General features: G+C 51.6%; 21 protein-coding genes and 1 pseudogene. 17 read left to right on the top strand and 5 right to left on the bottom strand.

Features of this window, described 5'->3' with window-relative positions; all coding sequences use genetic code 11:
* Positions 1-9: 9 nt before the first annotated feature.
* The gene (locus tag Enr17x_RS24305; protein ID WP_145312265.1) at positions 10-1,374 is read right to left on the bottom strand and encodes a multicopper oxidase family protein; all 1,365 of its coding nucleotides are present in this window, start codon (positions 1,372-1,374) and stop codon (positions 10-12) included.
* A gap of 48 nt (positions 1,375-1,422) precedes the next feature.
* On the bottom strand, positions 1,423-2,955 hold the full coding sequence (locus Enr17x_RS24310; protein WP_198000771.1) for a TolC family protein: 1,533 nt from the start codon (positions 2,953-2,955) through the stop codon (positions 1,423-1,425).
* Positions 2,956-3,506: 551 nt separating this feature from the next.
* Here Enr17x_RS24310 and Enr17x_RS30295 point away from each other — a divergent pair.
* The 16 genes and pseudogenes from Enr17x_RS30295 to Enr17x_RS24385 all read left to right on the top strand — a co-directional run.
* Positions 3,507-3,668: pseudogene (locus tag Enr17x_RS30295) on the top strand (DeoR family transcriptional regulator); the annotation flags it as partial.
* 51 nt (positions 3,669-3,719) lie between these two features.
* Positions 3,720-4,262 carry a DeoR/GlpR family DNA-binding transcription regulator gene (locus tag Enr17x_RS24315; protein ID WP_232101101.1) on the top strand — a complete coding sequence of 181 codons (543 nt, stop codon included), beginning with the start codon at positions 3,720-3,722 and terminating at the stop codon, positions 4,260-4,262.
* A gap of 56 nt (positions 4,263-4,318) precedes the next feature.
* The gene (gene pduL, locus Enr17x_RS24320; RefSeq protein ID WP_145312267.1) at positions 4,319-5,029 is read left to right on the top strand and encodes a phosphate propanoyltransferase; all 711 of its coding nucleotides are present in this window, start codon (positions 4,319-4,321) and stop codon (positions 5,027-5,029) included.
* 105 nt (positions 5,030-5,134) lie between these two features.
* Complete coding sequence (locus tag Enr17x_RS24325) at positions 5,135-5,434, top strand: BMC domain-containing protein (RefSeq protein ID WP_145220687.1); 300 nt, start codon at positions 5,135-5,137, stop codon at positions 5,432-5,434.
* Between the two features lie 139 nt (positions 5,435-5,573).
* Positions 5,574-5,843, top strand: a complete 270-nt coding sequence (locus Enr17x_RS24330) for a BMC domain-containing protein (protein WP_145312268.1) — start codon at positions 5,574-5,576, stop codon at positions 5,841-5,843.
* A 100-nt stretch (positions 5,844-5,943) separates the two neighbouring features.
* Positions 5,944-7,134 (top strand): acetate/propionate family kinase, encoded by a 1,191-nt coding sequence (locus tag Enr17x_RS24335; protein WP_145312269.1) that lies wholly within the window; start codon positions 5,944-5,946, stop codon positions 7,132-7,134.
* A gap of 50 nt (positions 7,135-7,184) precedes the next feature.
* Positions 7,185-7,496 (top strand): EutN/CcmL family microcompartment protein, encoded by a 312-nt coding sequence (locus Enr17x_RS24340; RefSeq protein WP_145220691.1) that lies wholly within the window; start codon positions 7,185-7,187, stop codon positions 7,494-7,496.
* Positions 7,497-7,522: 26 nt separating this feature from the next.
* Complete coding sequence (locus tag Enr17x_RS24345; protein ID WP_145312270.1) at positions 7,523-8,041, top strand: hypothetical protein; 519 nt, start codon at positions 7,523-7,525, stop codon at positions 8,039-8,041.
* Positions 8,042-8,109: 68 nt separating this feature from the next.
* The gene (locus Enr17x_RS24350) at positions 8,110-9,540 is read left to right on the top strand and encodes an aldehyde dehydrogenase EutE (RefSeq protein WP_145312271.1); all 1,431 of its coding nucleotides are present in this window, start codon (positions 8,110-8,112) and stop codon (positions 9,538-9,540) included.
* 73 nt (positions 9,541-9,613) lie between these two features.
* A complete protein-coding gene (locus Enr17x_RS24355) occupies positions 9,614-9,874 on the top strand; it encodes a EutN/CcmL family microcompartment protein (protein ID WP_145312272.1) in 261 nt (86 codons plus the stop codon).
* 26 nt (positions 9,875-9,900) lie between these two features.
* Positions 9,901-10,575 (top strand): hypothetical protein, encoded by a 675-nt coding sequence (locus Enr17x_RS24360; RefSeq protein WP_232100840.1) that lies wholly within the window; start codon positions 9,901-9,903, stop codon positions 10,573-10,575.
* A gap of 22 nt (positions 10,576-10,597) precedes the next feature.
* Positions 10,598-10,879 (top strand): EutN/CcmL family microcompartment protein, encoded by a 282-nt coding sequence (locus Enr17x_RS24365; RefSeq protein ID WP_145312274.1) that lies wholly within the window; start codon positions 10,598-10,600, stop codon positions 10,877-10,879.
* A 56-nt stretch (positions 10,880-10,935) separates the two neighbouring features.
* Complete coding sequence (locus Enr17x_RS24370) at positions 10,936-11,826, top strand: class II aldolase/adducin family protein (protein WP_145312275.1); 891 nt, start codon at positions 10,936-10,938, stop codon at positions 11,824-11,826.
* Between the two features lie 62 nt (positions 11,827-11,888).
* Positions 11,889-12,815 carry a malate dehydrogenase gene (locus Enr17x_RS24375; RefSeq protein ID WP_145312276.1) on the top strand — a complete coding sequence of 309 codons (927 nt, stop codon included), beginning with the start codon at positions 11,889-11,891 and terminating at the stop codon, positions 12,813-12,815.
* Positions 12,816-12,890: 75 nt separating this feature from the next.
* On the top strand, positions 12,891-14,108 hold the full coding sequence (locus Enr17x_RS24380; RefSeq protein ID WP_145312277.1) for a beta/alpha barrel domain-containing protein: 1,218 nt from the start codon (positions 12,891-12,893) through the stop codon (positions 14,106-14,108).
* Positions 14,109-14,206: 98 nt separating this feature from the next.
* Positions 14,207-16,318, top strand: coding sequence for a YfhO family protein (locus Enr17x_RS24385; RefSeq protein ID WP_145312278.1), 2,112 nt, complete (start codon positions 14,207-14,209; stop codon positions 16,316-16,318).
* A gap of 24 nt (positions 16,319-16,342) precedes the next feature.
* Here Enr17x_RS24385 and Enr17x_RS24390 read toward each other — a convergent pair whose 3' ends face one another.
* A complete protein-coding gene (locus tag Enr17x_RS24390; RefSeq protein ID WP_145312279.1) occupies positions 16,343-16,918 on the bottom strand; it encodes an FHA domain-containing protein in 576 nt (191 codons plus the stop codon).
* 400 nt (positions 16,919-17,318) lie between these two features.
* On the opposite strand from Enr17x_RS24390, the gene Enr17x_RS24395 reads away from it, so the two are divergent.
* On the top strand, positions 17,319-17,819 hold the full coding sequence (locus tag Enr17x_RS24395) for a YybH family protein (RefSeq protein WP_145312280.1): 501 nt from the start codon (positions 17,319-17,321) through the stop codon (positions 17,817-17,819).
* Here Enr17x_RS24395 and Enr17x_RS24400 read toward each other — a convergent pair.
* Both Enr17x_RS24400 and Enr17x_RS24405 read right to left on the bottom strand, forming a co-directional pair.
* Positions 17,816-19,126: a DUF58 domain-containing protein gene (locus Enr17x_RS24400; RefSeq protein ID WP_145312281.1), complete on the bottom strand. Its 1,311-nt coding sequence runs from the start codon at positions 19,124-19,126 to the stop codon at positions 17,816-17,818. The two genes, Enr17x_RS24395 and Enr17x_RS24400, sit on opposite strands and share 4 nt — an antisense overlap.
* On the bottom strand, positions 19,123-20,082 hold the full coding sequence (locus Enr17x_RS24405; RefSeq protein ID WP_232100841.1) for an AAA family ATPase: 960 nt from the start codon (positions 20,080-20,082) through the stop codon (positions 19,123-19,125). The genes Enr17x_RS24400 and Enr17x_RS24405 overlap by 4 nt, the downstream gene beginning before the upstream one ends.
* Positions 20,083-21,337: the final 1,255 nt, after the last annotated feature.

Raw genomic sequence — 21,337 nt, forward strand, 5'->3', positions numbered from 1 at the left:
AGCCGGGACCTAAAGCTTCTGGCTTCCCGGAGGCGGCCCCAGGGGGTTACTCGAATTCGGCGGAATTGGATCGTTCGTGTACATTACTTTGTCATAGAGCTCGGGCGGCAGCACGCGAAGAACAGTAAACAATCCATGCACGCCATGATACCAGCCTTCCCGCATCCCTTGCGTCTCTCGACGACTTGTCAATTTATACACGTCTTCCGGCGTCAGTTTCGCGCTTGACATCATCTGTGGGAATCCGGGCACTTCAAAGCCGGCTTTGTTTTTATTGTCGCGCACAATTGGTCCGACCTGGGTCACCATATGATTCATCATGTGGTGGAACATATGACAGTGCATCACCCAGTCTCCCGGATTGTTAGCGACTAATTCCACCTCGCGCGATTGCGCGACGCCCACTATTACCGTATTGCCGGGAATCCACGCCGACTCCGGTATGCGGCCCCCCTCTGTTGCGGTCACCCAGAAAGTATGCCCATGCAAATGCATTGGATGCTGATGCAGCGTGCTGAAATTCAGAAACCGAATTCGAATGCGTTCCCCCAGTTTACAAACCAGCGGCGTTGTGTAAGGGCCACAACGACCATTGATCGTCAGGAAATTCCAGTCCATCGACGTCGTATCCGGAATACTTGTGTTTGGCAACATGGAAAACTGTTGCGTCATCAACACAAAATCCCGATCGACGGTGGGCTCGAATGCCACCTTGGGATGAATGATGAACGGCACCACCATCCCGATCGCTTCCTGCATCGCGACATGAGGGTGCAGAAAGTAACTCCCTTCCTGATGCACATCATATTCATACACGAACGTCTCACCCGGCTTAACCAGATTCTGAGTCACCGCCGGAATCCCGTCCATATAGACCGGCAACTCCATTCCATGCGAATGCAGCGTGGTCGCCTCGGGCAGTTCATTCTTGAAAATAATCCGCACCCGTTCCCCCTGGTACATCTCCAGCACGGGCCCCGGAAACTGTTCGTTGTAACCGTAGGCGTCCATCCAGATGCCCGGTAAGACCTCACGACGCACCGGCATCGCACGCAGATGAAATTCCCGCGCCCCATCGACAATTTTCCCGAACGTCGTTGGCAAATCGGGGGCAATGACATTCACGGGCGTCAAACCCGGTGCGCGAAGACCGGGGACCAGCTTGCCCCGATCCGTCGGACTGCCGATTGGCCCTCCCAGACCGGGATGCATCCGGGGATATCCGTCATCGACACCGGGCCCCGCCTCTTCATCCGCGCCGGAAATTGATGCCGTCTCAGGCTGCTGCCCCATCACCGAACCTGCGGCAAACAGGCCGGCGGTCGCAGCCGCACCTTTGACCAGAAATTCTCTGCGATCGTTGGGAGTCACCATGATTCCTCTTTCATCCAATGAATATTTTACGTTCGTCCCGCGTCATCCTTACCGTGGCTTCGGAACCGCGTCGATATGTCCGCCGCTGAGGGGAGCGGGAGGCTGGGTCAATCCCCCCGTTAACAACATGCCTCGAATCACGATATCTGTTTCGCAGTATGCCAGCAGTGCATCGACATACTGCTGTTGCAGCTCCAGACTACGTCGCTGCGCCAGCAACACATCCAGCCAGGCCGCCCGACGCTTGTAATAACTATCATAGAGCATCTCGTGAGCCCGTCTGGCTTTGGGTAACATCTCATTCTGATATGCCTGAATATGCTGCCAGGCTGTCTGGTAATCACGGTATTTCTCAGCCAGCTTCATACTCAAGGTTAATTCCAGCCGCTTCACATCCGCCCGAGATCGATTCAGATCTGCCTGTGCCTGATCGATGGTTCCACTGTTATTATCAAAAATCGGCAACGCAATCCCGGCGGTCACCCCCGCGACAGAATTGTCCGTTTCAAAGTTGTGACCAAAATCGACGTCGACCAGAATGTTCGGAATCGGCTGAACGCGTTCGCGCTCTACGGTAATTTCATCGTGATGGATCTTTTCCCCCGCAGCAATCAACTCGGGACTGTTCTGCAACAGATGATGAAACGCGGAATCCCAGTCCAGTTTCTCTTCGGTCGGCTCCAGTGACCCACTCAGAGTGGAACGAGTGATTTCCGGAGTCCCCACCATCGCCATCAGATTTCGCCACGCCTGGTCCAGGTTGTTCTCGGCCTTCTGCAGGTTTAACTGATTCTGGCTTAAATCCACTTCCGATTGCAGAAAGCCCGCCATATTGGTCTGCCCCAGATTGAGCATTTCCTTGTGGGTCTGCATATGATCTTTCGCGTTCGTAACCAGCTGTTTTTGAATTTCCACATGCTGCTGCGCTGCCAGACATTGATAGAAATGAATCCGCACATCATTCAGGACACGCTCATATTGAGCCGAAAGATTCGTCTCTGCGATGCAGGTTGCCTGCGACCATTTCGCGCGGCTCAGTTGCAGTTTTCCTCCAGTGACAAACTCCTGAGAAATATAAGCCCCCTGCAATTCCCCGGCTGTGCCTGCGATCCCAATCTGATCACTGGCATACCCGACAACAGGGTTCGGATAGAGTCCCGCCTGATAAGCGGCCCCCGAAGCAGCATCCACCTGCGCCATCGCCTGGATCAACGTAGGATTATTCGACAGCGCCATTTGCTCGAGTGTTGCCAAAGACATCACAGCATGATGTTCGCTCGCAGGGGCAGGCAGGCTATCATCAGGAGCCGGCAGCAAAATGGATTCCGCTGGTGCTACCGGGAGGGCGATCTCTTCTTCATGATCAACTTGACGCGTCTTTGACTCGGAATGCTCGGTGGGCGCAGTAAAATCATCTTCATCTTCAAGTGCAAGGCGGAACGGCTTTTCTTCTAATTCCGAGACACGATCCACACTTTGCTTCAAATCCTGCGACTTTGAAGCGTGACGCTCCGGCCCCGTGGCACAACCACTGGCAAAAACCATCACTGCCAAAACGGCTATCGAAATTTCCCCGTTCACCGCGACCTCCTTGTCGGCGTCATACTTGCGCATTCCTGTCGCGCAGCCATAGTTGGTTCATCGGTGAATTGAGTTTCTCGCTGCGCAGTATTTTGCTCAAAACTACTACAGACGGCAGATTTGGACGTCATCAACCCGATCAATCAGGAAAACCGACATATTCCGCTTCTGCCGGTCTACACCCGGCTGTGACACAAGAGGCAATCAAGCCTGGATTTCGCTTCAGTGAGAGAAATTCCGGTCATCCGAATCAGAGAAAGAATGGAAGCGGGCCATTCTGGTGAGAGGAAAGCGAACCTCCGAATCCCCTTCGCAACGGGGCTCCAGCGCATTCAATCCGGGAATTTTGGGCAAACTTTACTGAATTCCGTCCTAAAGTGAATATTTTCTTTAGGTAAGATGAAGCTTTTAGGAAAATTCAAAACAACTGACAGATTTTGATTGATTTTGAAAGATTCTAGAGGTATTTTGAAAATATCGATTGATAGTCAGCGCTTTGTAAGGCATATTCTTTAGGGAATTATATCGTCTCAGGAGGAGTTTGCATGTCAATGTTGCTTGACGAAAGACGGGAAAGCATCCTAAAAATTGTTGAAAACAAGGGATTTGTGTCTCTTGTGGATTTGATGGATTCTGTGGGTGCCTCTGAATCTACCATTCGGAGGGATTTGGAGTATCTTGACGGAATCGGTCAAATTCGACGAACCCGTGGTGGGGCTGCTTACAGTGGAGAGTCTTTAGCTACATTTGAAGACCGGTCTTTTATGTCATCCAGGCAAAAAAGGCAGGTTGCCAAAGCTGTAGCCGACATGATCGCTCCCGGTGAAGCAGTGCTGATGGATGGAGGCACAACCACCTTGGAAGTCGCCCGGCAACTGGCGGGAAAACAACTGCAGGTTGTCACGAATTCACTGCCGATTGCCAATCTGCTGGTGAATCAGCCACAAATTGATTTGATGTTGATCGGGGGATTCCTGTTCCCCAAAACGGGAGTCGCATTAGGCAAGACAGCAGTGGACTCACTGAAGAGTGTCCATGTTCGACGGCTCATTATCAGCGTCGGAGGTATTACAGAGGACGGACTTTACAACAGCAACATGTTACTGGTGGAAACAGAACAGCAAATGTTTGAAGCAGCAGAAGAAGTGATTGTTGTGACAGACAGCACCAAATTCGGCCACTCGGCACTGGCCTATTTATGCCCGCTGAACACAGTCGACCACATTGTCGTTGATGACGGCATCACGGAGGAATGGAAAACCGTCATCCAGGACGCAGGCATCGAACTGACGATTGTAGAAACATAAGCATCCCATTCCGGTAGAGTTTACTCATTCAATTCGAAAAATTGAGATCTGATATTATGACACAACTTTCCAATTCCATCTCACGCTCGCAGGTAGAACAACTGGTTCGTCAGGCATTATCACAACAACTTGGAGCCGGCCCTGCTGCCGCACCTTCGTCTGCCCCGAACCCGCTTGTGGTGAATATCTCCGCCCGGCACATTCATCTTTCACAGGAACACCTGGAAGTCCTGTTCGGCAAAGGAGCCGAACTCGAAGTGCAGAAAGATCTGTACCAGGAAGGATACTTCGCTGCGACTCAGACCGTCGCGGTTGTCGGTCCCCGCCGCCGGATGATTCCCAACGTACGCGTCTTAGGTCCCTGCCGTGGTGATACTCAAGTGGAACTCGCTTTTACCGATACGATCTCACTGGGACTCGACGTTCCCATTCGCATCAGTGGCGACCTCAAAGGCACACCCGGCTGTGTGCTGATGGGTCCCAAAGGCGTCGTTGAACTCGAATTCGGCGTCATTCGTGCCGCCCGCCACGTACACATGTCGCCCGCCGACTGTGCTTACTACGGCTGCTCCAACGGCGATAACTTACATCTGAGAATTGAATCGGCAGGTTGCACGACCGTCTTGGAAGACGTCGTTGTGCGTGAAAACCCCGAAGTCAAACTCGAAGTCCACATCGATACCGATGAAGGCAACGCAGTCGATCTGGATCATGCCACTTCCGTGAAGCTGTATGTTCCGGAATCGTGTAAATGCAAACATAGCTGATCCCTGCGATCAGTGATCTAAATTTTGTGGCAGAATCAATTTCCGGTTCTGCAGAATGAACGAACTGTTTTTTTCTTAACTATCTCTAAAAAGGAGAACTGACTCATGGCGAAAGCAATGGAAGCCCTGGGAATGGTGGAAACAAAAGGGCTGATCAGCCTGATTGAAGCCGCCGATGCAATGTTGAAAGCGGCCAACGTACAGATGATTGGCTGGGAAAAAGTGGGTAGTGGCCTGGTAACCGCATTTGTTGTCGGTGACGTTGCTGCTGTGAAAGCTGCTGTCGACGCCGGTGCTGCTTCTGCCAGCAAAGTAGGCGAAGTCGTGAGCGTTCAGGTCATTCCACGTCCTCACGAAGAACTGGCAAACGTTCTGCCAGGTAAAACTTCTGCTGCCAAGAAATAATTACGGGTTATGAACATTGACGGCTGAAATTCCTGAAACTGATCGTAACGACGATGATCATAACCAGCTGACGTTCAACTGGTATGAAGCAACAGGCAAATCAGCTCAACCCATCACAACTAAACAGATCGAGGACAAAATGAGTTCTGAAGCTATTGGTCTTATTGAAACTAAAGGTCTGGTTGCTCAAATCGAAGCATCCGACGCCATGCTGAAAGCTGCCAACGTGACTCTGGTTGACCAGATTCAAATCGGCGGTGCATTTATTACCACAGTCATTCAAGGGGATATCGGCTCAGTTCGTGCAGCCGTTGACGCTGGTGCTGCTGCTGCTTCTCAAATCGGAGAACTGGTTGGCGCACACGTAATCGCACGCCCCTCTGAAGGTCTGATGGCCAACTTTATCTAAGAGAGCGTACTGTTGGTTCTTTCCGATCATCACATCCAGTGCTGATCGGAGAAACGGAAGTCGAAACACCAGTCTCTAAGTCACAGAATGGATTCCTGCAATGAAAGTACTTGTCGCCAATTTAGGTTCTACCAGTTTCAAATATCGCCTGTTCGATATGCCCGCAGAAGTGCAGCTTGCACGCGGCGGCATTGATCGGATCGGCGAAGAACAAAGTCATTGCTTTGTGGAAATTGGTGAGCATCGGGAAGAGCACGAACAAAACGTGCCCGACCATGCTGCCGCCGTCAACTTGTGTCTGTCTCAATTGACCAACCCCGAATGGGGCTGTCTCGATTCAGCCGATGAAGTTGCCGGAATTGGATTCAAAGCGGTCTTTGCCGGAAACTTGAGTGGCATTCGTCTGGTAGATGAAGAATTACTGACCAAGATGGAGGCACTGGCAGATATTGCACCTGCTCATAACCCTCCGTATGCCCGGGCCATGCGACAACTGCGTCAGGCATTTCCTGAAATTCCGCTTGTTGCCGCATTGGAAACCGCCTTCCATGAAACCATCCCGCCGGAAAATCGTACCTACGCCATTCCCTTTGAATGGCAGGAAGAATACGAAGTGAAACGCTGGGGATTTCATGGTGCCAGTCACCGGTATATCGGCTCTCGTATGGCCGAACTCACCGGTAAAGATGATCTGAAGGTCATCTCCTGTCACTTGGGAGGCAGTAGCTCTTTGTGTGCCATGCAGGGTGGCGTTTCCAAAGCCAACAGTCTGGGAATGAGTCCCCAGACAGGATTGCCGCACAATAATCGTGTGGGTGATTTTGATCCGTTTGCTCTACCTGTCTTAATGAAGGCCACCGGAAAATCTCTGGCGGAACTTCTGGAAGACTTGTCGAGCAAGGGAGGCCTGTTAGGCATGAGCGGATTGAGTGGCGACTGTCGCGATCTGGAAGAAGCGGCCGCTAACGGGCACGAACGGGCTCAAACGGCTCTGGGCGTGTTCCACTCTGCAATCCGGCATTACCTGGGAGCCTACCTGACGGTACTGGGCGGCGCCGATGCGATTGTTTTCACGGGTGGAATCGGTGAAAACAGCGTAAGTTTAAGAGAAAAAGTTTGCAGCAACCTGGAATGGGCGGGAATTCGCCTGGATGCCGAACGGAACAAGTCAGCCTCAGATGAGGCACAAATCCAGGCGGACGACAGTAACGTGCAAATCTGGGTCGTACCGACCAATGAGGAAATTGTCGTTGGACGGCAAACAGTAGAAACCATCGAAGGGCGTTCGTAACGCCCACAGAGAATAAGTATCCTTTTCAGGATTTTACAGGAGTTGGTTCGATGTTTATAGGACGTATTACCGGTAGCGTTGTTTCGTCTCAGAAAGTCGAAACGATGGTCGGCCAGAAACTGTTCATTGTCGAACCGTTGCGAGTCAACGAAAAAGACCAGAGTGATCTGACTCCCACCGGACGATCGTTTATTGTCGTCGATACTGTGGGAGCCGGGCAGGGTGAAATCGTCTTGTGTGTGCAGGGGTCATCAGCCCGCTTCACGCCCGAAACCAAAACACTGCCCATCGACGCCGCCATCATCGGCATCGTCGATCAGGTTCACGTGAATTCAAAAGAGATTTTTAACTCGAAGGATTAATGAGCGTTCTGTACAGGAATCAAACGATGACCAACCAACCACCACAAATAACTCCACAGCAACGCCTGATGATGATGACCGTCATCTGGCTGGCGTTGATCGTGGGTGTGGTTACGTTTGGTGTCATCATTGGGTTCATGGGTCAGGAAAAAGCCGCTGGTGACGATTTACCAATCATCACTTATCTGGGAATCGCCATGGCGGCACTGATGCTGGTACTACGCACCTTTGTTCCCAATCTGGTGGCACGGAATCTGTTTCGCCAGACAATGGAAAAGGTCAAAGCAGAAGGAAATCAGGATGAGGAAGAGATCCTGGGAACTTACTATCAGATTTTCACAACTCGATTGATTATCGGACTGGCATTACTGGAAGGTGCCGCGATGCTCAACCTGGTTGCCATCTTGATCGAAAATCAGAAGCTGCCTTTTGTCGTCGTCGGCATTTTACTGCTGGTCATGATTGCTTCGGTACCAACGAAATCAAAACTGGACGGATGGATTCGCAACCAGATGGAAAACTATAACCTGGAACACCAAAACTGAAATTCAAAAGACTGAGACGATGGCTTGAGCTCTGCCTCACAGCCAGACAACTCGGGGAGAAATAGATTATGCAGTCGACTGAAGAAGCCATTCGCAGTGTCGTACAGGAAGTGTTATCACAACTCAATAATCGAGGCGGCTATGGTTCCGCTTCCTCCACATCACAGCGTGATGGTGACTGGGGTGTCTTCAGTTGTGTTGACCAGGCTGTCGCTGCGGCCAACGATGCACAGAAACAACTGCTCAACTCCACGCTGGAAGACCGGGCCAAGGCACTCGAAATTGTGCGTCAGATCTGTGATACGCAAGCCGAAGAACTGGGCCGCATGGAACTGGAAGAGACCAAAATCGGTCGTCTCGATCATAAAATTGAAAAGCTGCACTTAATCAAAAGTATTCCCGGCATGGAATTCATGAAGACGGAAGCCGTCTCCGGTGATAACGGAGTCAGCCTGACCGAATACGCTCCCTTCGGCGTCATCGGGGCCATCACTCCCGTCACACACAGCCTGCCCACACTGGCCTGTAACTTCATTAACATGGTTGCCTCCGGTAATACACTGGTCGTCAATCCGCATCCCGGCGGAGCCAAAATCGCCTGCGAAGGGGTTCGACGTTTCAATCAAGCCATCTATCAGGCAACTGGCTTACAAAACCTGGTGACGATTTTGGGAACTCCCACGCTGGAATCCGCCGATGCCATCTTCAATCATCGCGGCGTGCCTTTGCTGTGCGTTACCGGTGGACCTGGTGTGGCTCGTGCCGCATTGGCTGCCAAGAAACGAGCCATTGTCGCCGGACCGGGTAACCCGCCCGTCGTTGTCGATGAAACAGCGGACCTGGAGAATGCGGCCAAATCGATCATCATCGGAGCGGCTTACGATAACAACCTGCTGTGTATCGGCGAAAAAGAGGTCTTCGCCGTCGACAGCATCTTCAATGAACTGATGTCCGCTATGGGACGGCATGGCGGATATCAGTTAAACGATCAACAGGTCGCACAACTGACATCACTGGCATTCTCGCCTCCAACAGAACCGGGCGGACATGCAGTACTCAACCGTGACTTGATCGGCAAAGACGCCTCTGTCCTCGCCGGCATGATCGGCGTCAGCGTTCCTGCAGGTACACAGTTACTCTACGGCGAAACCGACACGAACAACCCGTTCGTGCCCGAAGAACAAATGATGCCGTTCGTGCCCTTCATTCGCTGCCGCAATGCCGATCACGGAATCGAACTGGCCAAAGAATTCGAACACGGATTCCGACACACCAGTATGATTCACTCACGAAATATCGAAACGATCACCAAAATGGGCCGCATCATGGATACCACGCTGTTCGTGCAGAATGGTCCTTGCGGTGCTGCTCTGGGTAACGGCGGCGAAGGTTATGGGTCCTTCAGTATCGCGACGCCGACCGGAGAAGGAGTCACCAATCCGATGACATTCACACGCTTCCGTCGTTCTACAACTGTAGGACATTTCAGAGTCATTTAATAAAACAGAACGTGGACAGGACCGTAGTTCTCTTCACAAAACAGCAGATTACCGCCTCAGGAATGAAATTCATATGTTGACAGGACGAGTCATAGGACGAGCAACCGCAACGGCAAAACATCCCAGTCTTGCCGGCTGGCGACTATTGCTGGTGCAAACACTCGATATCCAAGGCAACGCAGAAGGATTTCCTGAGCTGGTCATCGACGAACTGGGGTGCGGCAAGGGTGATACTGTCCTGCTCACGTCAGATGGTGCCGCAGTCCGGGAAATGGTGGGAACCAACAATACCCCCATTCGCTGGGCCACCATGGGTGTCATTGATCAAGAATAATTGAACATAGAAAAATAAAACAAAACGTGATGCAGTTTTCAGAAGAGTTAGTCAATCAGGTAGTCGCCAATGTTTTGTCGACCCTCTCCCAACAGGGGCAGGGCGGACAAACAACGGGCAGCGTACCACCTGTCACACCGACTGGCGCTTCCATAACTTTATCAGAAAAAGTCATCACCGCAGATCTGCTGGCAGAAAAGGCCAAGGGGCATTCCTCGGTCGGCATCGCCGCGGGATCACTGTTGACGCCGTCTGCCAAAGATTATCTGCGAGAATTTCAAATCAGCGTGCATCGCGCCACGTCGTCTGCTGCTCCGAAATCAGGGCAGGGGACTCCCTGGCGGGCGATTGTGCTTTCCAACTCAATGGCTGTTGAAAACGCGCTGACAACCATCGAACAACAGACCGGCGCACGCTGGTCACAAGAGCTGAGTTCTTCACTGGAAGAATCCGTCAAGGATGCAATCAGCAGTTTATGTCGTGCCGATGCGGCAGGAGTCATCCTGTTTGCCTCCACGGCAGAAAAAGCAGCCTGTCTGGCTAACCGAAACGATAGAGTTTCTGCGGCCGCCATTCAGGATGTGAACCATTTACGAACCGTCATCACACAAATGAGCCCGAATCTGATTTGTGTGAACCCGGAACAGAAATCGTTCATGGAACTAAGAAACCTGATGAAGGTCTTTGTCAACGCAGGTTAGTCCCTGCATGAGGAAATGAATTATGAAAATCGCAGAAGTCATCGGAAAAGTGACGCTTTCACGCAAGCATCCCAGTCTGGATGCTGCCCGGTGGGTGATTGCGATTCCCTTAAAGAGCGATGAGCTCAACAGCAGGAAAAAAAAGAAAACGGAACCATTCATTATTTACGACGAGCTGGGTGCAACACCGGGCTGCCAGATTGCAGTCAGTGAAGGAGCAGAAGCAGCCGCTCCTTTTCACCCTGATGTAAAACCGATTGACGCCTATGTGTCAGCGATTCTGGATCAGGTCGAAGTTTACTAAATCGAATCACACTAATTGAAAACACCTTTTTAAATTTATCCTTTGGAGTCAAAACAATGTCAAATCAATGGAACAGTGGAATTCACGACCGGAATCTGAAAGAAGAGATCTGCGAAATCGGACGTCGCGTATACAACAAAGGATTTGCAGCGGCCAACGACGGAAATATCTCGATTCGTGTCGGCGAAAACGAAGTCCTCTGCTCACCCACCATGATCTGCAAAGGCTTCATGAAACCCGAAGACATCTGTGCCGTTGACCTCGACGGAAACCAGATTGCCGGTACCCGTAAACGAACCAGTGAAATCCTCTTGCACCTGGCGATCATGAAAGAACGCCCCGATGTCAAAGCCGTCGTTCACTGTCACCCGCCGCATGCAACCGCCTTCGCTGTTGCCCGCGAGCCGATTCCACAGTGCGTACTGCCCGAAGTCGAAGTCTTCATGGGTGAAGTTCCCATGGCGCCTTACGAAACACCGGGCGGACAGAAATTCGCTGACACCGTGGTACCGTTCCTCAAAGGGGGCACGAACACCATCATCCTGACCGGACACGGCACCGTCACCTTCGGTAAATCTCTGGAAGACGCTTACTGGAAAACGGAAATTCTGGATGCGTACTGTAAAATCCTGTTGTTGTCCAAGCAACTCGGACGCGTCAGTTACTTCACGGAAACAGAAACCCGTGAACTGCTTGACCTCAAGAAGAAACTCGGTTTCGATGATCCCCGCTTCCACGTGGAAGACTGTGATTTGTGTGGCAACAGCGCCTTCCGTGATGGTTACAAAGAAGGAATTCCGCAGCAGAAATCATTTGAACCTGCTCCCAGCTACCCGGGATACCTGCAGAAGCCATCGACCGAAGCCACTCCGACTTCAAACGGCGGTAACTCTGAGCAGTTGGTCAAAGCGATCACCGAACAGGTCATGTCAGCACTGGGTAAATAATTCTTCTCAGCTGAATATTTTCACAAACACACATTACATCATCATATAGAAAAGATTTGATTATGAATGTCAGTATTATCGGCGGTGGCGGACTCGTAGGTTCCTGTGCCGCCTTCGCATTACAGGCCGGAGGCATCGTCCGGGAAATCGCTCTGGTGGACGTCAATCAGGATCTGGTGGAAGGCCAGGCCCTCGACTTGTTGCACGGCAGCTCTTTAACCGCCGACCAGAAAATTTACGCCGGCGGAACCGAACTGGTCAAAGACAGCGACGTGATCGTGATCACTGCCGGTCTGCGACGCAAACCCGATGAAAGCCGCCTGGATTTGATCAACCGCAATGTTGAATTGTTCAAAGGCATTCTGGCAGACGTCAAACGCGTTGGTACAAAACCAGGAGCGATTGTCTTCGTCGTCTCCAATCCGGTCGATGTATTGACTTATCTGGCGATGAAAGAACTCGGACTCCCACCACAACAGGTGATTGGTCTCGGTACTGTCCTGGATACGACTCGTCTTCGCAGCATGCTGGCGGCCCGTCTGGATGTGCCACCGACTCAAGTTTCGACTCTGATTCTCGGTGAGCACGGAGACAGCATGGTTCCTATCTGGTCTGCAGCTCAAATCGGCGGTCTGCCGCTGGACAAATTCCCCGGCGCCAATCCGTCTCTGATTGCGGAAGTCGAAAAGAAAACCCGTGGCAGCGGAGCCGAAGTCATCAAGAAAAAAGGGGGAGCCGGTTTCGCGGTTGGTGTCAGCATTGCTGATGTCGTGCACTGTATCGCCCTGGACCAGCGTCGAATCCTGCCTGTTTCTTCACTCCAGAATGGGGCCTTCGGTCTGCGGGATGTCTGCATCTCCGTACCCACCGTCATGGGTCGCTCCGGTGTGATGCAGCATCTGGAGATCGAACTCTGGCCGAAAGAACAAATGGCGTTGACTCAGTCAGGCAAAGTCCTTCGGGAAACCGTCGATAAAGTCCTCGGCTGATCTCAATCGGTCTGCAGTCGATAATTTTTAATTGCGTTCAGCTTCTATTGCGTTTTGTTTTGAAATGATTGTCTGATGGAAAAATCACTTGATCGAAAAATTCAATCGATCCACGCTGATCCCAGCGGCTCGAAAGAGTTTATCATCGCCGATGCCAAGGATGCGGATATGGCCTTCGGCATTGGCGCTCCCGGCCTGTCGCCTGAGCGGCACGACCAGGAACTCAAATACAAAACGCTGGCTGAATACCGACAACAGATCCGTGAAGTCATCCAGCAGGAAGTGGTCGACATCGTTTTGATGTCCGCCAGTACCAGCGAAAAACTGACGATTGAAGAACGCCTGTTCGACAATTCGCCGATTACCCCCGCCGCTCGCGCCAACGATACGACCGACGTACATGTGCCTCGCGGCGGAAAGATTCATATCCCGGCGGCGAAGCCGTTTCGCTCGGCCAGCCTGGATCATATTCAATGCGGACATCTCGACTGCAAACCGGAAGAACGGGCCTACGGCGCTGACCTCGGCCTGTATTCGGTGACGTTCAATAATAATCTCGAAGATGATCTCGAAACCTTAGAACGCTATAAAGAATTCCGCGAAGAAGCCGAACGTAAAAAGTTCCGTCACTTCCTGGAAATTTTTGATCCCAACACCAGCAACGCTGTCGCCTCCGACGTCGCTCCCGGATTCATTAACGACCTGATCGCCCGGACTTTGGCCGGCGTCACTTCAGCCGGACGGCCTACGTTTCTGAAGATGGTTTATCATGGACCTCGGGCCATGGAAGAACTCGTCGCCTACGATCCGCATTTGATCGTCGGCATTCTGGGTGGTTCCGCGGGAACGACTCTCGATGCCTTCCAGTTAATCTATGATGCAAAAAAATATGGTGCCCGCGTGGCGCTGTTCGGTCGCAAGATCAATCAGGCCGAGCACCAGCTGGCGTTCATCCAATTCCTGCGGTTTCTGGTCGAAGACAAAATCCAACCGGTCGAAGCCGTCCAAGCCTATCACGGCGTACTGCAGGAACTGGGGATCAAACCGCATCGCGAACTGGAAGTCGATCTGACTTATCAAACCGCCGTAATGAGCTATGGCGGCGAAGATGGGAAAACATTCAGCTTCCCCACAAAGAAAGCAAACGGGAAACCGGCAGCGAAATCATCCGGCAAAACAACTTCGTCTCAGCCCCCAACCAGTGGTAACGGGGCTCCCGATTTTGCTTCGATGAATTCGGAACAGCGACTGGCCTACCACCAGAATCGCCTGAACCGCATGTTTGGTGAATAAGTTCCGCGTCCTGTGTGTTGAGACATCAGCTCGGGCGGCTTAGAATACACGTTTGATATTCAATCGCCTTTCAATTTGTCAACACAAGGTCCAGTCGCTTGAGCAAGTCCTCAAAGAAGAGCAAGCAGAAAACCGATTCATCTCAGTCGGAAACGTCTTCCTCGCAAAGTGCTCTCTGGTTTACCGGTCTCATTCTAATCGCCGCGATTGGGCTCACCTGGATCTTCTGGGGCGGCCTCTGGTCGGGCGGCGGCTTAATTGGAGGTGACCTTTACACCTACTTCTTTCCGCAAAAATCGTTCTTCGCTGATCGGCTCCACGCGGGCGAATTTCCGCTCTGGAATTCGAACATCGGGCACGGAGTCCCGCTCGTTGCCGAAAGCCAGACGGGTGCCTTTTATCCGTTCAACTATTTCGCCTACCGCTTTCTCCCCGTGAACGCCGCTTATAACTTCGTCCAGATCCTGCACTACATCCTGGCGTTTGTGTTTACCGCTATGTATGTCAGGCGACTCGGCTATTCGCTGATAGCGGGCCTGTTTGCGGGACTTGTTTATACCTATGGCTGGTTTCCTTCGCGAATCTGTCTCGAATGGGCCATTATCGGCGGCGCCTGGCTGCCACTAACGCTCTGGTGCGTGGAATCGTTTTTTCAGACCCGGCTTTGGCGCTATCCGATTCTGCTCTGCTTCGCACTCGCGATGCAGATTTTGCCCGGTCATTTTAATCTCGCGTTCATTACACAGCTCATGCTACTGGTCTACATCCCGGCCCGGATCTGGTTCAGCCGCGATGACGCCACCGAACAACTCAAACCGCGTCGACGCTCCACAGTGATCCTGTTGCTGCTGGCGTTGATCGCCGCCTATGGTCTTTCAGCCGTACAACTGGGACCAACGTGGGAATTGAAACAGTTAAGCCAGCGGGCTGAAGTCGGCGAGCGTTCCCACCAGCCCGGCTACGGTCATATTCCTGTCTGGTATCTGTCGCAGGTCGTTGCTCCCTGGGCCTGGTATCCGTATGAAGTCAATCTTGATGCTGGCCTGGCCCCCGGTTCTGATGCGACCAATCAGGTGGAAGCCCACCTTTATTTCGGCATCGCGGCCGTGCTGTTGCTGATTTATGGAACATTCCAAAAGGCCTGGACCGGCGATCGCAGACTCGTGCTTTTAGCAATCATCGGCTTCCTGGCATTGCTCTATACACCCGGCTGGTTCCTGCCGCTGACGAAACATTTGCCCGGCTTCAGTTTCTTCACGGGGCCGGGGCGTTATGGCATCGTGACCACGTTCGCCATCGCTGTCATCGCCGGTGTCTGCCTGGAGCGGCTCGTTCAAAACTGGAACAAGACAATTCAACTGGCGGTTGTCTCACTCGTCTGCCTGTTTACGATTGCCGACTTCTGGGTTGTCAGCCGTTATGTAACGTACGCTGCCATCATCCCCAATCCGCCGATCAATCAGGTCGAAAAGAGTGCCTTAAGAAAAATCGTCAACGAATATGGCAAACCCGTGCGACTGTTTGCACCGGGAGCCAACCTGCCTACACTGATCGGCGTGTCATCTACCCCCGTGTATCTGGGCATCGGTCCAGAGCAGTATTTCGATCCCAAGCTGACCATGCCCGCGCCGCTGCCATTCAAAGAACCAGCGACTCCCGAACAGATCGAATGGCTCCGCAAAGCCGGCGTCACGCATATCCTCAGCCAGCATAAACTGGACCTGAATCGATGGCCCGTCAAACCAGTCTGGAGCGATTTCGATGCGGTGATTAATCCGGCCTGGGGCCGCTTTGATGAACCGCTTTACTTCTACGAACTGGAAGGTTCCCGTGGCCGCATCGCCTGGACACATCCGGAAGCCAATCAGTCAGCAACGATTAAAACCTATCGCGCGAATGAAATTGTCATTGAAGCCGACACGCCAACTGAAGACACTTTGATCCTGACCGACCTGTATTACCCTGGCTGGAAAGTCTATGTGGATGGTCAGCCGGCAGAGGGGGAATTGATCGAGGGCATGTATCGTGGCGTGAAAGTGCCCGCGGGGAAACACGAAGTGATCTGGACTTATCAATCAGGCTGGTTTTTGATCGGCGGGATTATCAGTTGTGTCACGCTGTTAATTATCATGACGACAGCGCACTTCCGATTTTGGAATCCGATTCTCTCGCAGATGAAAAGCCGGACGATGGAAGTAAAGCCGGACTGAGTTTAGAAGTAAACTGGATACCGATCAGGTCGAGATAAACTCAATGTGTGATCCAGAGCTGGAGCCTTCGAAGTTATTACTCGAATAATTTTCTTCGTCGTCTTCGTCTTCAGGATTTTCCAGTTCATCGCTGGAGAGCATTTCGTTGACATTCACATTTTGCCCGCTGTCTGAAATGGCAACCGGAAACTGCTGTGAGATATCAACGTCTTTTGTCGGCTTTTTAAAGTGCTGGACCGAAGGTGCTTTGGTAGGAGCATCGTCTCCGCCAGGGGTGTTGTCAGCCGAATCGTTTTTCTGCTTGGAATCAGCGCCGATATTTTGCAGGTGATAGGCGACGTTCCCGATCTTCAACTCATCATTCAGCTTCAGCCAGGCCTGCTGATCGATTTGCTTTCCGTTGACGTAAACCCCGTTCATGCTTCCCAGATCACGGACCACCGGACGGTCATTAACAATCGCCAGGCAGCAATGTTTACGGGATATTTTGGGGCTGTCTGTAATGACGATATCGCAATCTGGATGGCGTCCAACTAGAATGATCGCCTTATCAAGCACGATCGGGCGACCTTGATTCACAGGGACTAGACAGACTGCCATAGAGGACTCCAGTACGAAACGTTAGCAAACTTAATGAAATTTCATTATACGGCTGGCCCTGTAGCAAGTAAAAGAAAAAAGTCAGTGGTCAGAGAAGAGTCAAGGAAATCCAGAGACAAACCCGCATAGATTACGGGGCTTTAGACTCTATGAATTATCTATAAATATCGGCTACAACAGGATATGCACTCGACCATCACGTTGCAATTCCCCCTGGTTTGAGTGAGATAACCCTCTCTCTCGTAACTCACCCCTCGCTATCTTCGGCATGGACACTCTCTCTCATAACCGGTACGATCCGTACAAACCGAACTTTAGTACATCCACGAGTTGTTTTGAAGAAGCACTCGCAAGTCTCGGTCCCTTCGCTTTTCATCAGCACTCGAAAGCAAAATCAGAAATGAAACCAGTACTCAGTTCTATCGTGATTATCGCATTTACGGTCATCAGTTTGTATTGCCAGAAGTCTGCCTCTGCAAACGAGCAGGATGAAGCAGATGTGTGTGCAGCCGCGCAGCAGTTTTACACCGCACTCAATCAGTTGTTTACAGGTGAAGTGGCTTGCATGAAAGAAGTCTGGTCGCACCAGGATGATATCACATTCATGGGACCGGACGGCAGCCTTCTGCACGGCTGGAAATCAATCTCAGCCGAATGGGAAAAAACAGCCGCCCTGAAACTAGGCGGTAAAGTTGAGCCTACCGAGATGCGAATCATCACCGGAGAAAAACTGGCCATCCTCACGAACTATGAAGTCGGACACAACATCGGGCCGGATGGAAAAGAATTCAAAGTCAAAATCCGCGCGACAAGTACGTTTCGAAAAGAAAACGGAACATGGAAAATGATCGGCCACCATACTGACCTGCTACCCTTTCTAACAAAGTCATCGTCAAACTAAAGCAACTGCCGGGCTTTGATGTCTAAATAGCGGCTGATGAGATTCACCGACAGATTTTCCGGCAGCGTGTCCAGCACCAGCAGGCCGGACTTTTGCAGTGATGCGATTTGTGTGGTTTGCGTTGCCACAATATCCGCGGCAGCCGCAACCTGAAAAGCTTCACGGTCCGTTTCGGGGATCGCATTCATTCGATTCTGTAACGGCACGTTTCGCAAAAATGCCGACAGCACCAGATGCGGCCAGCGCATCATTCGCAGTGAATCGCTGAGATGACTCAAATGCACTTCATCCAAAGCATGCGTCAAGACGACCACCAGCGAACGCTTGCGATAACGCAGCTGAAGTTGTTCGGACATCAACTGATAATCGGAGGCTTCATAAACCGGCTCCAGATCGTAAACCTGTCGGATCAGTTTCTGAATCGAACCGGCTCCCCGAATCGGAGGCACCCAGCGTTCAACCTTGCTCGAACAGGCCATCAGCGAAACCGTGTCCCCCTGTCGCAGCGCGATGTAGCTCAGTAAAATCGCCGCGTTCAAGGCCCGGTCAAAGTGCGTCACGCCTTCCGCTTCGTTGCACATCGAGCGACCACAGTCAATCAGAATGATGATGTTCTGATTTTTTTCGACGACGTACTCGCGACTGATTAACTCCTGGTGCCGCGATGTTGCTTTCCAGTCGATGCTGCGAAATTCATCGCCCCGTCGATACTCGCGCAGTCGATCGAATTCTGTTCCGCGTCCTTTTAAACGCGAGAGCCGAATCCCCGTCTCGGCCAGGCGATTGCGGCGGGCCAGTAGTTCAACGCCATGCACGGCTTTGATATCCGGGTAGATGCGCACTTCCTGGTGAATATCCCGCTCGTCATAAACGGTCCACAAACCGAGCCGACTTTTCATCTGTAGAAAGACCCGGCGAAACCGGTTTTTCCCCCGATGCAACGGCTCCACATGATAAATACTGTAATGATGCTTGTTCGGGATCAGCTTGATATCAAATGGGAGATCAGAATAATGACAGGGCAACGGCGGCTCATCATGCACGTGAATCAACAGCGGAACCGGACCACGATTCGTAAACCAGAGTTTGACGCTGTTCGGCGTGCCGACACTGAGCACTTCATTCACATCGCGGTGCACTTCAATCGCCAGCAGAGAAGGGGTGATGACCAAATCTACCAGCGACAGCAGAAAGACTCCCAGACAAATCAGGATGCCGATTTGCCCTGCTTCAGCCCAGACGGTTCCCAATGCAAAAGGGACCATCGCGGCTGCGAATAGAAACAGTAATGGGAGTCGCGGCATCATTGGCGAGGTGCCTCGACACTTTCCAGAATTTCACGAATCACGTCATCCACATTCATGCCTTCAATCTCGGCTTCAGGATGCAGGCGAATCCGATGGCGCAGAATCGGCAGCGCCAACTCTTTGACATCATCGGGAACCACAAAGTCACGTCCCTGGCACGCCGCCATCACACGCGAACCAATCAGCAAATTCACACTCGCACGCGGACTCGCCCCCACCTCAATCGTATGCCAGCTACGAGTCCGCGAAACAATGGATGTGATGTATTGAATGATCGAAGGTTCGACAATGATTTCAGTGGCCCGTTTTTGAATCTGTAGAATGATCTCTGTATTCAAAACAGACTCCATGCCGAAACTACTCAGATCGCGGTTATCCTTGCCGGCGGCGTACAGCTTGAGAATTTCGTTTTCCTGATCCTGTGTCGGATAATCGACCATCAACTTGAACATGAACCGGTCCAGCTGCGCTTCCGGCAGGGGATACGTTCCTTCCTGCTCCAGTGGATTCTGTGTCGCAATCGTCAAAAAGGGACGCTGCAGTGGATAGGTTTTGCCATCAACCGAAACCTGATGTTCCTGCATCGCTTCCAACAGCGCCGATTGTGTTTTGGCGGGAGCCCGGTTCACTTCATCCGCCAATAACAGATTGGTAAATAAAGGCCCCTGGTTGAACGTGAACGATTTCTCGTGCATGTCGTACACGGAATGCCCTGTGATATCCGACGGCATCAGGTCGGGTGTAAATTGAATCCGGCGAAACTCGCTCGACAGTACATGGCTGAGCGCATTCACCAACAGCGTTTTCCCTAAGCCGGGCACACCTTCGATCAACACATTTCCTTCACAGAATAAAGCGATCAATACTCCTTCTACCAGATCTTCCTGACCCATGAGAACTTTTCCCACCTCGGCCAGCGAGCGTTGATAGTAATCTTCGATTTGAGAAACATCCATGAATGAACCGTAACCCTGACTGTCTAGCTGAAGTATGTAAATCAAACACGATTCGGAAATCGTCGATCCGGAACTGATGTTCCCTGAGCCGTTATTCTAAATCCAATCCGGTTCGAATTTCGAGCAACTCAGTCAAGAACTGACCGTTTTTTTCAAATTGGCTGATCCCCAACCGGCTACTTCAACTCTTCAAGTTCACCTGACCAGATTGAGTCGGGACTGAATAAAATCCACTTGACGCCTTCCCGCGTTTCGCCATCATCCCAGTTGCGCGTCGCGCGCGTGAGCACCACAGGTTCAGGTGAAAAAGTGAAACCGGTTTTAACCGCACCTGCAAAAAACCGCTTGTTTTAGACCGATTATTCAAATGGAATCCTCCAAAAGTTATGCGGGTCGACACACATCGACACACAACCGCCCCTGCCAACCAGTCCCGCCACAGCTCCAACACACATCTGCACTCCTTCGCCAACCATTTCGTTTCGCTCCCCCCTTGACCGCCCCACGCCCTTCCTGAAAATAGTCACGATTTCATACCAGAAAAAAGTAGGGTGCGGCCGCCCGCCTGGCGACGTTCTCTCCAAAAGAAAAGTGTGAATGGAACCAGATCAAGCAAAGCATGCCCCCTGACTATGGCAACCCGAGCACACCAAGCAGGAAGTCCCAGTGAAACAAACGAATCAACATCCCATCATCCCTGACAATAAAATTCCGCGTGGCACTGTTGGCTTGCCAACAGTGATCAAGCAATGGCCAACCCACCCCACCATTAGCCGCAGAGCGTTAGCCCCGGTTTGATCCACCAGGAAAAACAATCCCTCACATAAAACAAATCCTACCAGATAACACCGCACCCACACAGATAAACATACGGCACTGAAACACACAATCGCAAGTGATGAAGAAAGGGCTTTTCGAAGTCTGTCCCCTTTTATGATCCAAACGCTGCCCCTGCAGTAACACACGTTGGCCCGCGTTCTTCTCACTACGATCTTGGCAGAGACTTCCTCATGGATGCCACTTGATCGCGCAAGCGATATAGAACCCACTTGCAAATGTTCTATCCCATAACACCTGAGAACGTTGAGATAAGGATACAGCTGTGGTCTTGTCAGATCGGAACGGGATTTAGCAGTGAGACCCGATCCGAATAGAAAGATGACAGAGCTGCCTATTTCAACGATTCGATTTTTTGAAAACATTCACCTCGAATGACACAAAACGTACGAAATAAACTCTTTGCGAATCTTTCTTC

The sequence above is a fragment of the Gimesia fumaroli genome (genome assembly GCF_007754425.1).
Classification (GTDB): Bacteria; Planctomycetota; Planctomycetia; order Planctomycetales; family Planctomycetaceae; genus Gimesia; species Gimesia fumaroli.